This is a genomic window from Enterobacter sp. RCC_40 (assembly GCF_041360735.1).
GTDB lineage: Bacteria > Pseudomonadota > Gammaproteobacteria > Enterobacterales > Enterobacteriaceae > Enterobacter > Enterobacter ludwigii.
The window spans coordinates 114,566-131,160 of sequence record NZ_JBFUPR010000007.1 but is presented as its reverse complement, the minus strand read 5'-3'; the positions used below and the strand labels follow the sequence as shown (position 1 = coordinate 131,160).

18 protein-coding genes are annotated in these 16,595 nt (G+C 58.5%); 11 read left to right on the top strand and 7 right to left on the bottom strand.

What is annotated here, in order from left to right:
• Window positions 1–13: 13 nt before the first annotated feature.
• From hypE to hypA, 5 genes are read right to left on the bottom strand one after another with little or no spacing between them, the layout of a single operon-like run.
• Window positions 14–1,024: a hydrogenase expression/formation protein HypE gene (gene hypE / locus AB6731_RS19805; RefSeq protein WP_044865615.1), complete on the bottom strand. Its 1,011-nt coding sequence runs from the start codon at window positions 1,022–1,024 to the stop codon at window positions 14–16.
• Window positions 1,021–2,142, bottom strand: coding sequence for a hydrogenase formation protein HypD (gene hypD / locus AB6731_RS19800; protein ID WP_063213987.1), 1,122 nt, complete (start codon window positions 2,140–2,142; stop codon window positions 1,021–1,023). The genes hypE and hypD overlap by 4 nt, the downstream gene beginning before the upstream one ends.
• A 3-nt stretch (window positions 2,143–2,145) precedes the next feature.
• On the bottom strand, window positions 2,146–2,418 hold the full coding sequence (locus AB6731_RS19795; RefSeq protein ID WP_014171373.1) for a HypC/HybG/HupF family hydrogenase formation chaperone: 273 nt from the start codon (window positions 2,416–2,418) through the stop codon (window positions 2,146–2,148).
• Window positions 2,409–3,272: a hydrogenase nickel incorporation protein HypB gene (gene hypB / locus AB6731_RS19790; RefSeq protein WP_279257793.1), complete on the bottom strand. Its 864-nt coding sequence runs from the start codon at window positions 3,270–3,272 to the stop codon at window positions 2,409–2,411. The genes AB6731_RS19795 and hypB overlap by 10 nt, the downstream gene beginning before the upstream one ends.
• Before the next feature lie 3 nt (window positions 3,273–3,275).
• The gene (gene hypA / locus AB6731_RS19785; protein ID WP_014171370.1) at window positions 3,276–3,626 is read right to left on the bottom strand and encodes a hydrogenase maturation nickel metallochaperone HypA; all 351 of its coding nucleotides are present in this window, start codon (window positions 3,624–3,626) and stop codon (window positions 3,276–3,278) included.
• Between the two features lie 210 nt (window positions 3,627–3,836).
• Between hypA and hycA the strand changes: the two genes are divergently transcribed.
• The 9 genes from hycA (at window position 3,837) to hycI (ending at window position 11,698) form a co-directional block, all read left to right on the top strand.
• On the top strand, window positions 3,837–4,301 hold the full coding sequence (hycA, locus tag AB6731_RS19780; protein WP_371006695.1) for a formate hydrogenlyase regulator HycA: 465 nt from the start codon (window positions 3,837–3,839) through the stop codon (window positions 4,299–4,301).
• Window positions 4,302–4,371: 70 nt separating this feature from the next.
• A complete protein-coding gene (locus AB6731_RS19775) occupies window positions 4,372–4,980 on the top strand; it encodes a 4Fe-4S dicluster domain-containing protein (protein ID WP_014171368.1) in 609 nt (202 codons plus the stop codon).
• Complete coding sequence (gene hycC / locus AB6731_RS19770) at window positions 4,977–6,791, top strand: formate hydrogenlyase subunit 3 (RefSeq protein WP_371006694.1); 1,815 nt, start codon at window positions 4,977–4,979, stop codon at window positions 6,789–6,791. The genes AB6731_RS19775 and hycC overlap by 4 nt, the downstream gene beginning before the upstream one ends.
• Before the next feature lies 1 nt (window position 6,792).
• Window positions 6,793–7,716: a respiratory chain complex I subunit 1 family protein gene (locus tag AB6731_RS19765; RefSeq protein ID WP_371006693.1), complete on the top strand. Its 924-nt coding sequence runs from the start codon at window positions 6,793–6,795 to the stop codon at window positions 7,714–7,716.
• Between the two features lie 15 nt (window positions 7,717–7,731).
• Window positions 7,732–9,441, top strand: coding sequence for a formate hydrogenlyase subunit HycE (gene hycE / locus AB6731_RS19760; protein ID WP_020883834.1), 1,710 nt, complete (start codon window positions 7,732–7,734; stop codon window positions 9,439–9,441).
• Window positions 9,442–9,533: 92 nt separating this feature from the next.
• Window positions 9,534–10,076 carry a formate hydrogenlyase complex iron-sulfur subunit gene (locus tag AB6731_RS19755; protein WP_014171363.1) on the top strand — a complete coding sequence of 181 codons (543 nt, stop codon included), beginning with the start codon at window positions 9,534–9,536 and terminating at the stop codon, window positions 10,074–10,076.
• Window positions 10,076–10,843, top strand: coding sequence for an NADH-quinone oxidoreductase subunit B family protein (locus AB6731_RS19750; protein WP_014171362.1), 768 nt, complete (start codon window positions 10,076–10,078; stop codon window positions 10,841–10,843). Before AB6731_RS19755 ends, AB6731_RS19750 begins: the two co-directional genes overlap by 1 nt.
• Window positions 10,840–11,250 (top strand): formate hydrogenlyase maturation HycH family protein, encoded by a 411-nt coding sequence (locus AB6731_RS19745; protein ID WP_047956020.1) that lies wholly within the window; start codon window positions 10,840–10,842, stop codon window positions 11,248–11,250. Before AB6731_RS19750 ends, AB6731_RS19745 begins: the two co-directional genes overlap by 4 nt.
• Window positions 11,243–11,698 (top strand): hydrogenase maturation peptidase HycI, encoded by a 456-nt coding sequence (gene hycI, locus AB6731_RS19740; RefSeq protein ID WP_014171360.1) that lies wholly within the window; start codon window positions 11,243–11,245, stop codon window positions 11,696–11,698. The genes AB6731_RS19745 and hycI overlap by 8 nt, the downstream gene beginning before the upstream one ends.
• A 93-nt stretch (window positions 11,699–11,791) precedes the next feature.
• Here hycI and AB6731_RS19735 read toward each other — a convergent pair whose 3' ends face one another.
• Complete coding sequence (locus AB6731_RS19735; RefSeq protein ID WP_020883838.1) at window positions 11,792–13,216, bottom strand: 6-phospho-beta-glucosidase; 1,425 nt, start codon at window positions 13,214–13,216, stop codon at window positions 11,792–11,794.
• Window positions 13,217–13,234: 18 nt separating this feature from the next.
• Window positions 13,235–14,686 (bottom strand): PTS cellobiose/arbutin/salicin transporter subunit IIBC, encoded by a 1,452-nt coding sequence (gene ascF / locus AB6731_RS19730; RefSeq protein WP_032680409.1) that lies wholly within the window; start codon window positions 14,684–14,686, stop codon window positions 13,235–13,237.
• Between the two features lie 214 nt (window positions 14,687–14,900).
• On the opposite strand from ascF, the gene AB6731_RS19725 reads away from it, so the two are divergent.
• Window positions 14,901–15,914, top strand: coding sequence for a LacI family DNA-binding transcriptional regulator (locus tag AB6731_RS19725; RefSeq protein WP_047956018.1), 1,014 nt, complete (start codon window positions 14,901–14,903; stop codon window positions 15,912–15,914).
• A gap of 134 nt (window positions 15,915–16,048) precedes the next feature.
• Complete coding sequence (hydN, locus tag AB6731_RS19720) at window positions 16,049–16,594, top strand: electron transport protein HydN (protein WP_023308960.1); 546 nt, start codon at window positions 16,049–16,051, stop codon at window positions 16,592–16,594.
• Window position 16,595: the final 1 nt, after the last annotated feature.

Below are 16,595 nucleotides of genomic sequence, written 5' to 3'. Positions count from 1 at the left end.
TTTTGGCGCGGTTCTAGCAAATGCGGGGTAAAGGTTCCGCATGCGGCAGATCCAGCGTCCGCTTGACGCCATACAGCCCGGTCAGGCGTACCCCTTTGCGCTCAACCACTTCACCAATCAGCGCGGCCTCTTTCCCGAAAGGATGTGCCCGCAGCTGTTCGAGTACGGATTCGGCCGCCGCGCGCTCCACGCCAATGACCAGCTTGCCTTCATTTGCAAAGTTTAGCGGGTCGAGCCCGAGGAGTTCGCACAAGCCGCGAACGGCAGGCTTAACGGGCAGCGCGCGTTCAGTGAGTTCAATACCCAGACCACAGCGTGCCGCGAACTCATGTACCACGGCGTTAACCCCGCCGCGTGTCGCATCGCGCAGGGCTTTCACGCCTGGAAGGGAACGCAGGGTCTGGATAAGCGGGGTCAGCACCGCGCAATCACTGCGTAATTCTCCGTCCAGCCCCAGGCCTTCACGCAGGTTCAGGATCGTCGCCCCGTGGCAGCCCAGCGATCCGCTGACGATCAGCACGTCGCCGACGGCAAGCTGCTGCGCGCCCCAGTGAATGTCGGCAGGGATCGCCCCCATGCCGGCGGTATTGATGAACAGTTTGTCGGCTGCGCCACGCTGGACCACTTTGGTGTCGCCGGTGACGATGGCGATACCCGCCTCGCGTGCCGTGTGCGCCATGCTGCTGACGACCGCAGAGAGCGTCTCCATCGGCAGCCCCTCTTCAAGGATAAAGCCGCAGGAGAGAAAGCGCGGAACAGCGCCGCTGACGGCCACGTCGTTTGCCGTGCCGCAGACCGCGAGCTTGCCGATATCGCCGCCCGGGAAGAACAGCGGGTCAATCACGTAGCTGTCGGTGGAAAAGGCCAGCCTGTCGCCCTGCGCGGTCAGGGTGGAGAGGTCAATGCGGGCCTGATCCTCCTGTTCCGCCAGCCAGGGGTTATCAAACGCGTCCATAAACAGACGGTTAATCAGCTGCTGCATCGCCAGGCCGCCGCTGCCGTGTGCCATTTCAACCGTATTCATGCTTCAGACTCCTGATTGCGATACTGATACCACGCGGCACACGCCCCTTCGGAAGAGACCATCAGCGCGCCAAAAGCCGTTTGCGGGTTACAGGTGTTGCCAAATAACGGGCAGTGATGGGGTTTGCATTTGCCGGTGAGCACTTCGCCACAGCGGGCCCGCGGGTCGTCACACACCTGTTGCGGCTGCGGGCGGAAGTGGTCTTCGGCGTCGAACGACCGGTAGGCTGGCGTCAGGCGCACGCCGGACTCTGCAATCAGCCCCAGACCACGCCATTCGCTGTCGCCCTCGACGCTAAATACCTCGGCTATCGCCTGCTGGGCCACCACATTTCCACTGTCGGGGACGACACGGCGGTACTGATTTTCTACTTCACTCTGGGCTGCTATTTTCTGCTCAACCAGCATGGTCACGCCTTGCAGTAGATCAAGAGGTTCGAAACCAGCCACCACTAAAGGCCGTTCGAACTGTTCAGCGATAAAGCCGTAGGCCGCCGTCCCGATAACCATGCTGACATGGCCCGGCGCCAGAAAAGCGTCAATTCCGTTGTCCGGCTCTTCAAGCAGGCTGCGTAACGTCGGGATGAGCGTAATGTGCTGGCAAAAAAAGAAAAAGTTATCAATGTTGCGGGCTTTGGCCTGCTGCAGCGTGATGGCCGTGGCGGGCATGGTGGTTTCAAAACCAAGCCCGAAAAAGACGACCTTGCGACCGGGGTTATGGGTGGCCAGCGTCAGGGCGTCCATCGGCGAGTACACGATCCTGATATCCGCGCCCCGGGCTTTTGCCTGCAGCAGCGAGCCGTTTTTGCCCGGCACGCGCATCGCATCGCCAAAGGTACAGAAAATCACGTCAGGCTGGTGGGCTATCTCAAGGCAGGCGTCGATGCGTCCCATCGGCAGGACGCACACCGGGCAGCCGGGGCCATGGATAAACTCGATGTTTTCCGGCAGAAGCTGGTCGAGGCCAAATTTAAAGATGGCATGCGTATGCCCGCCGCAGACTTCCATAATACGCAGCGGCTTTTCGACGGTATAGCTCAGCCGTGCCGCCCGTGTTTTCAGATGTTCAATCAGCTGCATCACCTGCTCAGGCGCGCGATATTCATCAACGTAGCGCATGGTTTACCGCTCCTCGCCGTACAGCAATGCCCCGACGTCCGGCTCCACGTCGAACATATTCTGAAGGGCATCGAGCGTGTCGCGGGCCTCCGCTTCGTTGATGATGCTCATGGCAAACCCCACGTGCACCAGCACCCACTGACCGAGGCGTGAGGCGCCGGTTTCGTCGGTGCTGCCGACGAGCGTCAGGTCGACGTCGCGCAATATGCCACACACCTCAACGCGGGCCTGATTCCCGTCAATGGCGTGAATTTGTCCGGGGACGCCTATGCACATCGTTCGCTCTCCAGCCAGTTCAGCCAGGCGTCCATCCCGTCACCGCGGGTTGCGGACACCAGCATGATGTCAATCTCCGGGTTCACTTCACGGGCATAGGCCATGCATTTATCCACGTCGAAATTCAGGTACGGCAGCAGGTCAACTTTGTTCAGCAACATCAGCGAAGCGGCGGCAAACATATGCGGATATTTAAGCGGCTTGTCTTCACCTTCGGTCACCGAGAGCACCGCGACCTTATGTCGCTCACCGAGATCGAAGCTGGCCGGACAGACCAGGTTGCCCACGTTCTCAATAAACAGGATGCCGTTGTCCGCCAGCGGCAAGCGAGGCGTGGCGTCGGCAATCATTTGTGCATCCAGATGGCAGCCTTTACCCGTATTAACCTGAATGGCGGGCGTGCCGGTTTCGCGTATACGCGCGGCGTCGTTCACCGTCTGCTGATCGCCTTCGATCACCGCACAGGAGATGCGTCCGTTCAGGCGGTAGAGCGTTTGCGTAAGCAGCGTGGTTTTGCCGGAGCCGGGGCTGGAGACCAGGTTCAGGACCAGCTGTTTACGCGTGGCAAAGCGGGCGCGGTTGCGTGCTGCAATCTGGTTGTTTTTATCCAGAACGTTGATTTCCACCTCCAGCATCTGACGCTGGCTGATCCCCGGCGCGTGGGTACCGGCGACGCCATGCCCGTAATGCAGGTCGCCCGCAGCGGAGTGTTGGGGGGCGAAGGTGATACCGGTTAATGCCGCTGCAGGACGAGGGGCAGGTGAAAAGGGTGCGGAGCGAAACGCGGCGTGAGGACGGTGTTCATCCCCTTCTATATACAGGTTGCCTTCAGCGCAACCGCAGGTACTACACATATTTTACTCCTTCTCGATTTCGAGACGTTGGATCTGCATGCCGTCATCCGCCACGATGCGAAGCTCGCTGCTCTGGCACTGCGGACAGCGCTGAACCTTCGATGAAAGCAGAGTGACGTATTGCTGACACTGCGCGCACCAGCACTCCGCCTGCTGTTCTTCAATATGAAGTTCACAACCTTCCGCCAGCGTGCCGCGGCACACCAGCTCAAAGCAGAAGGTCAGGGCGCTGGTTTCAACGCAGGAAAAGGCCCCGACCTGTAGCCAGACGCCGGTGACGCGTTTTGCATTGTTTGCCCGCGCCTGCTGTTCAATTAACTCGACGGCCCGCTGGCAGAGGGTGATTTCGTGCATGACGCCTCCTCAATGAATTGCCCCGATAATGCAATAACGGTGCCAGCTTGATTTTTGTTAAGGCGTGACGATGTCAATGCTGTCGAAATGACACGTCGACACGGCGCGATTGACACGCTTCTTTTGATTAAAATACTTAAAAATCAATGCATTAAAAACTGGCATGGAATCTGCTTAACAGCCGCTATCTCCATTAACCGGATACCTTTTATGACTATTTGGGAAATTAGCGAAAAAGCGGATTACATTGCGCAGCGCCATCAGCAGTTACAGGAGCAGTGGCACCTTTACTGCAACTCTCTGGTTCAGGGCATCACCCTGTCAAAAGCCCGTCTTCACCACGCCATGAGCTGTGCAGCGCAGGGGGATATGCGCTTTGTGCTCTTTGGCCATTTCACGATAAACGTCACCCTGGCCGACACCTTCAACAGCCACACCATCGAGTACTACGTCGAAACAAAAGAAGGTGAAAAACAGTGTATTGCGAAGGCGCAGCTGATGGTCGACGGAATGGTCGATGGTCACGTCAGTAACCGCGATCGCCAGCAGGTGCTGGAGCACTATCTGGAAAAAATCGCGCCGGTTTATAACGGCCTGTACGCCGCTGTTGAACACGATCTCCCGGTCAACCTGAAACAGCTGATGGATGGAAATATCTCAGCGAACGTGGCCTGACCATTGCGTGTCGAGAAGTGTCGACAAGACAGTTTTTCGTCAAAAATGACTATCACCAGAGGATGACCCGGTGAACCGTTTTGTAATTGCTGACTCGACGGTCTGTATTGGCTGTCGAACCTGTGAGGCGGCCTGTTCGGAAACGCACCGTCAGCACGGGCTACAGTCCATGCCGCGCCTGCGCGTCATGCGTAATGAAAAAGAGTCTGCGCCGCAGCTCTGCCACCACTGTGAAGATGCCCCCTGCGCGGGAGTCTGTCCTGTTAATGCCATCACCCGTGTCGAGGGGGCGGTGCAGCTGAATGAAAGTCTGTGCGTGAGCTGCAAACTGTGCGGCATTGCCTGTCCGTTCGGCGCGATTGAATTTTCCGGCAGCCGTCCGCTGCATATCCCGGCGAATGCCAACTCCCCGAAAGCGCCGCCAGCGCCACCTGCGCCGGCGAAGGTGAGCACGCTGCTTGACTGGGTTCCCGGCGTGCGTGCCGTTGCGGTCAAATGCGACCTGTGCAGCTTTGATGAACAAGGGCCAGCCTGTGTGCGCACCTGCCCGACGAAGGCGCTGATTCTGGTCAATATTCGCGACATCGTTCGCACCAGTAAACGTAAGCGTGAGCTGACCATTAACAGTGATTTCGGCGATCTTTCTCTGCTTCAGGCGCTGAACGAGGGGGCGAAATGAACGCGGTGATGATGATTACCAGCGCGGTGGCCTATTTTGCCGCCGCCGCTGTGTTGGCCTTGATCTTCTCTTTCCATAAAACCCTGAGCGGCTGGATAGCCGGTATCGGCGGGGCGGTTGGCAGCGTGATGACGCTGGTGGCCGGTGGCCTCGTGTTAACAGGCGGACAATCTGTCGAAGCGGTGATGCCGCTGATACGGCACACCGTTGAAATTACGCCGCTGAATGCCATCTGGCTGGTGACCTTTGGTCTGTGCGGCGTGTTTATCAGCCTGTTTAATATTGACTGGCACCGCCATCAGCACACCCAGCCCAACGGTCTGCTGGTCAATCTGCTGATGGCCGCGGCGGTCTGTACCGTGACTGCCAGCAACCTCGGCGCGCTGGTGGTGATGGCCGAGATCATGGCGCTGTGCGGCGTATTCCTTACGGGCTGTAGCACCTCCGGCAAACTGTGGTTTGCGCTGGGGCGTCTTGGCACGTTGCTGCTGGCACTGGCCTGCTGGCTGGTGTGGCAGCGCTTCGGCACGCTGGACTTCTCCGCCCTTAACGGCCAGTCGCTCGGGAATGATGTCTGGCTCCTTGGCGTGATCGGCTTTGGCCTGCTGGCCGGGATTATCCCGCTGCACGGCTGGGTGCCACAGGCACATGCACATGCCTCCGCGCCTGCCGCAGCGCTCTTCTCGACGGTTGTCATGAAGGTTGGTCTGTTCGGCATTCTGACGATAACGCTCACCGGTGGGCAGCCACCGCTGTGGTGGGGCGTTGTGCTGCTGGTCGCCGGGATGATCACCGCCTTCGTCGGCGGCCTGTACGCCCTGATGGAGCACAATATCCAGCGTCTGCTGGCGTACCACACCCTTGAGAACATCGGCATTATTCTGCTGGGTATTGGCGCAGGCGTTACCGGGCTGGCGCTCAATCAACCGGCGCTGATTGCGGCCGGCTTTATCGGCGGCCTGTATCACCTGATCAACCACAGCCTGTTTAAAAGCACTCTGTTCCTCGGGGCCGGTAGCGTCTGGTTCCGCACCGGTCATCGCGATATCGAAAAACTCGGCGGCATCGGCAAAAAAATGCCCGTTATCTCTCTGTGCATGCTGGTGGGGCTGATGGCAATGGCTGCGCTGCCGCCGCTGAACGGCTTTGCCGGCGAGTGGGTTATCTATCAGTCTTTCTTCGCACTCGGTCAGAGCGAGGTGTTTATCGCCCGGTTGCTCGGCCCGCTGCTGGCGGTTGGGCTGGCGATAACCGGTGCGCTGGCGGTGATGTGTATGGCTAAAGTTTACGGCGTGACCTTCCTGGGTGCACCGCGCACGCGTGAGGCCGAAAACGCCTGCTGTGCGCCGGCATTAATGGGGGCGAGCGTTGTCGCGCTGGCGCTGTGCTGCATCGCGGGCGGGGTAGCTGCCCCGTGGCTTCTTCCGCTGTTGGGTAACGCCATTCCTCTGCCGCTCACCACGGCGCATACCACGGTGTCCCAGCCGATGATTGCGCTGCTGCTGATTGCCGCGCCGCTGCTGCCGTTCGTGCTGATGCTGTTCTTCAGACGCGACCGCCTCTCCGCCCGCGCACGCGGTACCGCCTGGGCTTGCGGTTACGCACACGAGCAATCCATGGTGATCACAGCGCACGGCTTTGCCATGCCGGTCAAAGAGAACTTTGCCGCGGTGCTGAAACTGCGGGACTGGCTTAACCCGGTGGGGTGGGTGCCGGGCTGGCAGAGCGCTGCCGTGCCCGTGCTGTTCCGCCGACTGGCGTTGATCGAGCTGGCGGTACTGGTTGTGATTGTGATTTCACGAGGAGCCTGACATGAGTCTGTTACTGGCAATACTTCAGGCGCTGGTGCTATTTGCCATGGCGCCGTTGCTCTCCGGGGTGAGCCGCGTGGCGCGTGCCCGGATGCATAACCGTCGCGGGCCTGGTGTACTCCAGGAGTACCGTGATTTGTTCAAGCTGATGGGACGTCAGAGCGTTTCCCCGGATGCGGCAGGATGGGTCTTTCGCCTGACACCGTTTGTGCTGGCTGGCGTCATGCTCACCATCGCCACGGCGTTACCGGTCGTCACCGTCGGGTCGCCGCTGCCGGTGCTGGGCGATCTCATTACGCTTATCTACCTCTTCGCCATCGCGCGTTTCTTCTTCGCGATTGCCAGCCTCGATACCGGCAGCCCGTTTACCGGGATTGGTGCCAGCCGCGAGGCCATGCTCGGCGTGCTGGTTGAGCCGATCCTGCTGCTCGGCCTGTGGGTCGCTGCGCAGGTCGCGGGGTCAACCCATATCAGCTTTATCACTCATACCGTGTATCACTGGCCCGTGGATCGTTCCCTTCCGTTGCTTTTGGCGCTCTGCGCCTGCGCATTCGCCACGTTTATCGAGATGGGCAAACTGCCATTCGACCTCGCGGAAGCGGAGCAGGAGCTGCAGGAAGGTCCGTTGACCGAGTACAGCGGTTACGGCTTTGCGGTGCTGAAATGGGGCATCAGCCTCAAACAGCTGGTGGTGCTGCAGATGTTTGTCGGTGTCTTCTTCCCGTGGGGGCAGATGACGCACTTTTCCGCGGCCGGTCTGGTGCTGGCGGTGGTCGTTGCCGTGCTCAAGCTACTTGTCGGCGTGCTGGTGATTACCCTGTTTGAGAACAGCATGGCGCGTCTGCGTTTTGTGGCGACGTCGCGCATCACCTGGGCCGGTTTTGGTTTTGCATTTTTAGCGTTCGTCTCCTTGCTGGTGGCGTGATTAAAGAGAGTTTTTATGTCTGAAGAAAAGAAAGGTCAGCAGTATCTCGCCGCGTTGCACCAGGCCTTCCCGGGCGTGGTGCTGGAGGAGTCCTGGCAAACCAAAGACCAGATAACGGTGACCGTGAAAGTGAACTACCTGCCGGAAGTGGTGGAGTTTCTCTACTACCAGCAGGGTGGCTGGCTGTCGGTGTTGTTCGGCAACGACGAGCGTCAGCTGTGCGGAAACTATGCGGTTTACTACGTGATGTCGATGGAGCAGGGTGAGAAGTGCTGGCTCACCGTGCGTGTCGAAGTGGATCCCAACAAACCGGAATACCCGTCTGTCACCCCGCGCGTGCCCGCCGCCGTCTGGGGCGAGCGCGAAGTACGCGATATGTATGGTCTGGTCCCGGTTGGGCTTCCGGATGAGCGCCGTCTGGTACTGCCGGACGACTGGCCAGACGAACTCTATCCCCTGCGCAAAGACAGCATGGATTACCGTCAGCGTCCGGCCCCGACCACCGACAGCGAGACTTACGCGTTCATCAATGAACTCGGCAGCAAAAAGAACAACGTGGTGCCGATAGGCCCGCTGCACGTCACGTCTGACGAGCCGGGCCACTTCCGCCTGTTTGTCGACGGCGAGAATATTATTGATGCCGACTACCGCCTGTTCTACGTCCATCGCGGGATGGAAAAGCTGGCGGAAACCCGGATGGGATATAACGAAGTGACGTTCCTCTCTGACCGCGTGTGCGGCATCTGCGGGTTTGCCCACAGTACCGCCTACACCACCTCGGTGGAAAACGGCATGGGGATTGTGGTGCCGGAACGCGCGCAGATGATCCGCGCCATCCTGCTGGAAGTGGAGCGTCTGCACTCGCACCTGCTGAACCTCGGTCTGGCCTGTCACTTTGTCGGTTTTGACTCCGGCTTTATGCAGTTTTTCCGCGTACGTGAAGCCTCCATGAAGATGGCGGAGATCCTGACCGGGGCGCGTAAAACATACGGTCTGAACCTGATCGGCGGGATTCGTCGCGATCTGCTGAAAGATGACATGATCCAGACCCGCCAGCTGGCGCAGCAGATGCGTCGCGACGTTCAGGAGCTGGTGGATATGCTGCTCAGCACGCCGAACATTGAGCAGCGTACCGTCGGTATTGGCCGGCTGGATCCGCAAATCGCCCGCGATTTCAGTAACGTTGGCCCCATGGTTCGTGCCAGCGGCCACGCCCGCGATACCCGCGCCGATCATCCGTTCGTCGGCTACGGCCTGCTGCCTATGACCGTGCACAGCGAGCAGGGCTGCGACGTTATTTCGCGTCTGAAGGTGCGTATCAACGAGGTCTTCACCGCGCTGAACATGATCGACTTCGGTCTGGATAATCTGCCGGGCGGTCCGCTGATGGTCGAGGGCTTCACCTACATTCCAAACCGCTTCGCGCTGGGGTTTGCCGAAGCCCCGCGTGGAGACGATATCCACTGGAGCATGACCGGTGACAACCAGAAGCTCTACCGCTGGCGCTGCCGTGCGGCAACCTACGCCAACTGGCCAACCCTGCGCTACATGCTGCGCGGCAATACGGTATCCGATGCGCCGCTGATCATTGGCAGCCTCGATCCGTGCTACTCCTGCACCGACCGCATGACGGTGGTGGATGTGCGCAAGAAGAAAAGCCAGGTGGTGCCGTACAAAGAGCTGGAGCGCTACAGCATCGAGCGTAAGAACTCGCCGCTGAAATAGGGGATTTTGTGCAGGCTGATGCCCTCACCCTGACCCTCTTTTGATGAGAGATCCGGGTGCGGAGCACAGGCAGCACATAAGCAGGAGTCAACATGTTTACCTTCATCAAAAAAGTGATCAAAACCGGGACGGTGACCAGCCGCTATCCGCTGGAGCCGATGCCGGTCGATAAAAACTTTCGCGGCAAGCCGGAGCACAACCCGCAACAGTGCATCGGCTGTGCTGCCTGCGTTAACGCCTGCCCGTCAAATGCCCTGACGGTGGAAACCGATCTGAAAACGGGCGAGCTGGCCTGGCAGTTCAACCTCGGGCGCTGCATTTTCTGCGGCCGCTGCGAGGAAGTTTGCCCGACGGTGGCGATCCGTCTTTCGCAGGAGTACGAACTGGCGGTCTGGAAGAAAGAGGATTTTCTGCAGCAGTCGCGTTTCGCGCTGTGCAACTGCCGTGTCTGCAAACGCCCGTTTGCCGTACAAAAAGAGATCGACTACGCCATCGCGCTGTTGCAGCACAACGGCGATGCCCGCGCGGAGCATCATCGCGAAAGCTTTGAAACCTGCCCGGACTGCAAACGGCAGAAATGCCTGCTGCCGTCGGACCGCATCGATATTACCCGTCATATGAGAGAGGCCAGCTGATGGAAAACCTGATCGGCCCACGCGACGCTAACGGCATTCCGGTGCCGATGACGGTGGAGGAATCCATCGCCAGCATGAAGGCCTCGCTGCTTAAAAACATTAAACGTTCGGCCTATGTGTACCGCGTGGACTGCGGCGGCTGCAACGGCTGTGAGATTGAGATCTTTGCCACGCTGTCGCCCCTGTTCGACGCCGAACGCTTCGGTATTAAAGTGGTGCCTTCACCGCGTCATGCGGACATTTTGCTGTTTACCGGTGCCGTTACCCGTGCCATGAGATCGCCAGCATTGCGTGCCTGGCAGTCCGCACCGGATCCAAAAATCTGTATCTCTTACGGTGCCTGCGGCAACAGCGGCGGCATCTTCCATGACCTGTACTGCGTCTGGGGCGGCACCGATAAAATTGTTCCGGTGGATGTCTACATTCCCGGTTGTCCGCCAACGCCTGCGGCCACGCTGTACGGTTTTGCCATGGCGCTCGGGCTGCTGGAGCAGAAAATACATGCCCGTGAACCGGGTGAACGCGACAACCAGGCTGCCGCAATTCTGCACCCGGATATGGTGCAGCCGCTGCGCGTGAAGGTCGATCGCACGGCGCGCCGGCTCGCGGGGTATCGCTATGGTCGCCAGATTGCCGACGATTATCTGCGTCTGCTGAGCCAGGGCGATCATCAGGTCACGCGCTGGCTGGAGGCGGAAAACGATCCTCGTCTTAATGAGATCGTCGCGAACCTGAATCAGGTGGTGGAAGAGGCGCGTATCCGATGAGTGAAACGGTGGTGTTCAGTCAGCTGAGCCGTAAGTTTATTGATGAGAACGATGCCACGCCGGATGCGGCGCAGCAGGTGGTCTATTACAGCCTGGCCATTGGGCATCACCTCGGGGTGATAGATTGTCTCGAAACGGCATTAAGCTGCCCGTGGCCTGACTATCTGGCGTGGATCGCCACGCTGGCGGAGGGCAGTACGGCGCGCCGCAAAATGGAAGGCGTGCCGAAGTACGGTGAGATCGTTATCGACGCCAACCACATTGCGATGCTCGCCAGTGCTTTCGACGCCGCGCTGAGCGTGCAAACCCCGCAGCAGCAGGCCTGGAGCAAAATTTTGCTCAGCATGCTGCATGATATTCATCAGGAGAGTGCCATCTACCTGATGGTGAGGAGATTACGTGACTGATGTTTTACTGTGTGTCGGCAACAGCATGATGGGCGACGACGGCGCGGGCCCGCTGCTTGCACAAATGTGTGCCGCGCATCCGCAGGGCGAATGGGTGGTTATTGACGGCGGCAGCGCACCGGAAAACGATGTGGTGGCGATCCGTGAGCTGCACCCGGACAGGCTGCTGATTGTGGATGCAACCGATATGGGACTTAATCCGGGGGAAACCCGCCTGATTGATCCGGATGACATCGCCGAGATGTTTATGATGACCACCCACAATATGCCGCTGAACTATCTGGTCGATCAGATTAAAGACGACGTGGGTGAGGTATTGTTTCTGGGCATTCAGCCGGACATCGTTGGGTTTTATTATCCGATGACGCCGCCGGTGAAAGAGGCCGTCGAAGAGGTTTACTCCCGGCTTGCCGGATGGCGTGGGGACGGCGGTTTTTCCCGACTGTGAGCAGTGCCGGGTGGTGGTAGCTTCCACCCGGCCTGGACACCTCCTCGCCCGCATCCTGTGGGAGAGGGAGAGGGAGGGGGAGAGAGCAACAGGCTACGCCAGATCCGCGCCGTTACTTGCAATGACCTTCTTATACCACCAGAACGATTTCTTACGCGTTCTGTCCAGCGTACCGTTGCCCGCGTCATCGCGGTCAACATAGACAAACCCGTAGCGTTTGCTCATCTCGCCCGTGGATGCGGCCACCAGGTCAATGCAGCCCCAGGTGGTGTAGCCCATCAGCGGCACACCGTCTTCTATGGCATCGCCCATCGCACGAATATGTTCGCGCAGGTAGCTGATACGGTAGTCGTCATTAATCTCACCGTGTTCATCCATGACGTCTTTCGCACCGAGGCCGTTTTCCACCAGGAACAGCGGTTTCTGATAGCGGTCGTACATCATGTTCATGGTGATGCGCAGCCCCAGTGGGTCGATCCCCCAGCCCCATTCGCTGACCTGGATGTGCGGGTTGCGCAGGGATTTCACGATATTCGCCGCATTGGTATTACTGGCGTTCATGTCCGCCGACGCGCAGCGCGAGGCGTAATAGCTGAACGACACAAAATCGACGGTGTTTTTCAGCAGTTCATCGTCGCCAGGGTCTTTGACAATCACTACCCCTTTTTCGCGGAACACGCGGGCAGAATAGGCCGGGTAGCTGCCGCGCGCCTGCACGTCGATAAAGAACAGGTTTTCGCGGTCTTTCTCCAGCGCCATCCACACGTCTTCCGGTTTGCAGGAGTAGGGGTAGAAGTTGCCGCCGGCCAGCATACAGCCGACCTGGTTTTCCGGGTTCACCTCATGGGCGATTTTGGTCGCCAGGGCGCTTGCCACCAGTTCGTGATGCGCGGCCTGATATTTTACCTGATCTTCGTTCTCACCCTCTTCAAACACCAGCCCCGCGCCGGAGAACGGGCTGTGTAGCATGATGTTGATTTCGTTGAAGGTGAGCCAGTATTTCACCAGACCGTTAAATTCTTCGAAACAGGTACGGGCATAGCGGGCAAAGAAATCGACCATCTTGCGGTTGCGCCAGGATCCATACTCCGTGACCAGGTGCATCGGTACGTCGAAATGACACAGGGTGACCAACGGTTCGATGTTGTATTTTTTGCACTCTTCGAACACTGCGCGGTAGAAGGCAATCCCCTCTTTATTGGGCAGCGGCTCATCGCCGTTCGGGTAGAGGCGGCTCCAGGCAATCGAGGTACGAAATACCGTAAAGCCCATCTCCGCCATCAGGGCGATGTCTTCTTTGTAGCGATGGTAAAAATCAATCGCCTCGTGGCTCGGGTAAAACTCGTCGTCACGCAACGTAAAACGTTTTTCCTTACCGACCTTCACCGCCAGACGATTCGCGCCGTGGGGGATCATATCGACCGTCGTCAGTCCTTTGCCGCCTTCACGGTAAGCCCCTTCACTCTGGTTGGCGGCAAGCGCGCCGCCCCATAAAAATCCTTGTGGAAAAACAGACATCTTTACCTCGCTATAAATTTAGACTTGTGCTGCTTTGGCCTGAACCGGAGCGCTCTGCAGGGCGCGTGCTTTCTCAGCCTCGTCTTCGACCGGGATATCTTCAAAACCTAAAATCAGGGTCAGAACAAACGAGAGCACAACCGCCAGCGCCATGACCCCGAATACCCAGACGATGGTCATTGGGTTGGCCGGATCAAAGAACTGTACGCTGGTAAACAGCCCCGGCGCCGCCATTGAGTGGCTGGCAAGACCGGCTATGCCAGCCACTGCCCCGCAGATGAAGCCGCTGATAAGGCTCGCAATCAGCGGGCGTTTCAGACGTACCGCCACACCATAGAGGGCAGGTTCTGAAATGCCTGCCATGATGGCAGAAGCCGCTGCCGCCAGCGCCGTCTGGCGCAGTTCCGGGTTTTTCGTTTTCCACGCCACCGCCAGCGATGAACCGCCGAGCGACAGGTTGGCTCCGATTTCCGACGGCATAACCATTCCCTCTTTGCCCGTCTCGGCAATGGTCTGAATGATCGTCGGCGTAAATACGCGGTGCATCCCGGTCATCACCAGCAGCGGCCAGAGGGCACCCATAATGGCCACGGAGAGCCAGCCCAGATAGCCGTGAATAGTGTAGACCAGCGCTGAAATCGCGCTCCCGATCCAGATCCCGAGCGGCCCTATCAGCACGATGGCGAGCGGGGCGGCAATCAGAACGATCAGCATCGGTTTAAGGAAGTTTTTCGTGACCGCCGGCGTAATACGATCAACCCAGCGTTCGATGTACGACAGGCACCAGGTCATCACCAGCGCCGGGATGACCGTGTAGGTGTATTTCACTGCCGTCACCGGAATAAAGGCGAATTCAACGTGCTCGCCCTGTGCGGCTTTCGCCATCAGTTCGATAAAGCCCGGATGTACCAGCACGCCCGCGATGGCAATCGCCAGCGACATGTTGGTTTTGAATTTCACTGCGGCAGAGGCGGCGACCATCAGCGGCAGGAAGAAGAACGCGCCATCGCCAATCAGCGTCAGAAGGGTGAGCGTCGGTGCCCCTTTTTCCAGGGCGCCGGTCATCTCCAGGATCATTGCCAGCAGTTTGACCATTGAACCGCCGATGATCGCCGGGATCAGCGGTGACATGGTGCCGATCAGCGCATCGAGGATCCCGGCACCGATGCGGCGCAGGGTCATTTTCTGCGGGCCTTCCGGTACGGCAGGCTGCAGGTCGGTGGGCAGCAGGCTTACCACTTCGCGGTAGGCCTGAGACACGGTGTTGCCAATGATCACCTGGCACTGGTTGTCGTTGCGGACCACGCCGAGCACGCCGTTAATGCTTTTCAGGCGCGGGGCATCGGTGAGGCTTTCGTCTTTGAGGACGAAACGCAGTCGCGTCATGCAGTGGGTGACGGCGACGATGTTGTCTCTGCCGCCGAGCGCGCTGACAACGTCATTCGCCAGCGCAGCGTAATTTTTGGCCATCGGATGTAATCCTGTTATCGTTGTGAGAAATGTAGGAAACCGGTTCCACATAATCATCAATAGTTTCTTTGAATGAAACAAGATCACATTTTGTACATTTTTTCATTTCGTGACGATGATCACCTGGAGGGGTAAAAAGCGTGATATCGCCGCTGCGACAATTTTTCTGCAGTGCAGTACACTGCGCGCTGGTAGTTTCAAACGGAAGATTACGATGACCACGATGCTTGAAGTCGCGAAGCGGGCAGGCGTTTCGAAAGCGACGGTTTCCAGGGTATTGTCGGGCAATGGCTACGTCAGCCAGGAGACCAAAGACCGGGTGTTTCAGGCGATTGAAGAGAGCGGCTATCGCCCGAATTTGCTGGCACGAAATCTGGCGACCAAACGTACCCAGACGCTGGGTCTGGTGGTCACCAACACCCTTTATCACGGCGTCTATTTTAGCGAACTGCTCTTTCACGCCGCCCGCATGACGGAAGAGAAAGGGCGGCAGCTGATCCTGGCGGACGGTAAGCACAGTGCGGATGAAGAGCGCGAGGCCATTCAGTATTTGCTCGATATGCGCTGTGACGCGGTGATCATTTACCCGCGTTTCCTGAGCGTGGATGAGATGGACGACATCGTTGAGAAATGCGAACAGCCGATTATGGTCCTCAACCGCCGCTTACGGAAAAACAGCAGTCACAGCGTCTGGTCAGATCATAAAGCCTCCTGCCAGGACGCCGTGTCGCAGCTGATTCAGAAAGGGCACCGGGAGATTGCGTTTATCACCGGTTCGCTGGATTCCCCCACGGGCGTTGAGCGTCTCTCGGGCTACAAAGACGCCCTGGCACAACACCAGATCCCGCTGCGCCCGTCGCTGATTGCGCAGGGGAAATGGAACCCGGCCAGCGGTGCGGCAGCAGTGTCTGAGCTGCTTTCGCGCGGTGAAACCTTTTCGGCGCTGGTGGCGAGTAATGACGATATGGCGATTGGTGCCATGAAACAACTGCACGAGTGCGGGATCGCCACCCCGGATGCCGTGTCGGTGATTGGCTTTGACGATGTGGCCATCGCCCCCTACATCGTCCCCTCGCTCTCCAGCGTGCGCATTCCGGTGACGGAGATGATCAAAGAGACCATTAGCCGCCTGATCTTCCTGCTGGATGGCGGTGAGTTTAAGTACCAGCAAACCTTCTCCGGCGAGCTTATCCTGCGTGACTCGGTCATTGACGGGCCTCACCGCTGATGTCGACAGCTGTCATCGTCAGAAGTGACGATGACAGCCCTGCTGTCATTTTATAAACTGCATAAAATCAACAGGTTAATAATTGGCACGGTTTATGTATATCTCCGCGCAGGACTGTAATGCTGGAGAAGCAGATGAACCGTTTTATTATGGCCGATGCCAGTAAATGCATTGGCTGCCGTACCTGTGAAGTGGCGTGTGTGGTTTCCCATCAGGCGGAGCAGGATTGCGCATCGCTCACCCCTGATACCTTTTTACCGCGGATCCACGTCATTAAAGGCGTGAATATCTCCACGGCCGCTATTTGTCGCCAGTGTGAGGATGCGCCGTGCGCTAACGTCTGCCCAAACGGGGCCATCAAACGTGAGAAAGGATTCGTGCATGTGATGCAGGAGCGCTGCATCGGCTGCAAAACCTGTGTGGTTGCCTGCCCGTACGGTGCGATGGAAGTCGTGGTGCGTCCGGTTGTGCGCAACAGCGGCATGGGGCTGAGCGTGCGCGCGGAAAAGGCGGAAGCCAATAAATGCGATCTCTGCTACCACCGTGACGCCGGCCCGGCCTGTATGGAAGCCTGCCCGACGCACGCCCTGGTCTGCGTGGATCGCGACAAGCTTGAGCAGATGAGCGCGGAAAAACGTCGTCGTGCCGCGTTCGACACGTCATCGTCACTGCTGTTTTAAG

Coding starts and splice junctions, on each gene's coding strand:
- AB6731_RS19745 (WP_047956020.1), top strand. CDS start 10,840: ATGAGTGAAACGGTGGTGTTCAGTCAGCTGAGCCGTAAGTTTATTGAT.
- ascF (WP_032680409.1), bottom strand. CDS start 14,686: ATGGCCAAAAATTACGCTGCGCTGGCGAATGACGTTGTCAGCGCGCTC.
- AB6731_RS19765 (WP_371006693.1), top strand. CDS start 6,793: ATGAGTCTGTTACTGGCAATACTTCAGGCGCTGGTGCTATTTGCCATG.
- hypE (WP_044865615.1), bottom strand. CDS start 1,024: ATGAATACGGTTGAAATGGCACACGGCAGCGGCGGCCTGGCGATGCAG.
- hydN (WP_023308960.1), top strand. CDS start 16,049: ATGAACCGTTTTATTATGGCCGATGCCAGTAAATGCATTGGCTGCCGT.
- hypA (WP_014171370.1), bottom strand. CDS start 3,626: ATGCACGAAATCACCCTCTGCCAGCGGGCCGTCGAGTTAATTGAACAG.
- hypB (WP_279257793.1), bottom strand. CDS start 3,272: ATGTGTAGTACCTGCGGTTGCGCTGAAGGCAACCTGTATATAGAAGGG.
- AB6731_RS19735 (WP_020883838.1), bottom strand. CDS start 13,216: ATGTCTGTTTTTCCACAAGGATTTTTATGGGGCGGCGCGCTTGCCGCC.
- AB6731_RS19755 (WP_014171363.1), top strand. CDS start 9,534: ATGTTTACCTTCATCAAAAAAGTGATCAAAACCGGGACGGTGACCAGC.
- hycA (WP_371006695.1), top strand. CDS start 3,837: ATGACTATTTGGGAAATTAGCGAAAAAGCGGATTACATTGCGCAGCGC.
- hypD (WP_063213987.1), bottom strand. CDS start 2,142: ATGCGCTACGTTGATGAATATCGCGCGCCTGAGCAGGTGATGCAGCTG.
- AB6731_RS19750 (WP_014171362.1), top strand. CDS start 10,076: ATGGAAAACCTGATCGGCCCACGCGACGCTAACGGCATTCCGGTGCCG.
- AB6731_RS19795 (WP_014171373.1), bottom strand. CDS start 2,418: ATGTGCATAGGCGTCCCCGGACAAATTCACGCCATTGACGGGAATCAG.
- AB6731_RS19725 (WP_047956018.1), top strand. CDS start 14,901: ATGACCACGATGCTTGAAGTCGCGAAGCGGGCAGGCGTTTCGAAAGCG.
- hycC (WP_371006694.1), top strand. CDS start 4,977: ATGAACGCGGTGATGATGATTACCAGCGCGGTGGCCTATTTTGCCGCC.
- hycE (WP_020883834.1), top strand. CDS start 7,732: ATGTCTGAAGAAAAGAAAGGTCAGCAGTATCTCGCCGCGTTGCACCAG.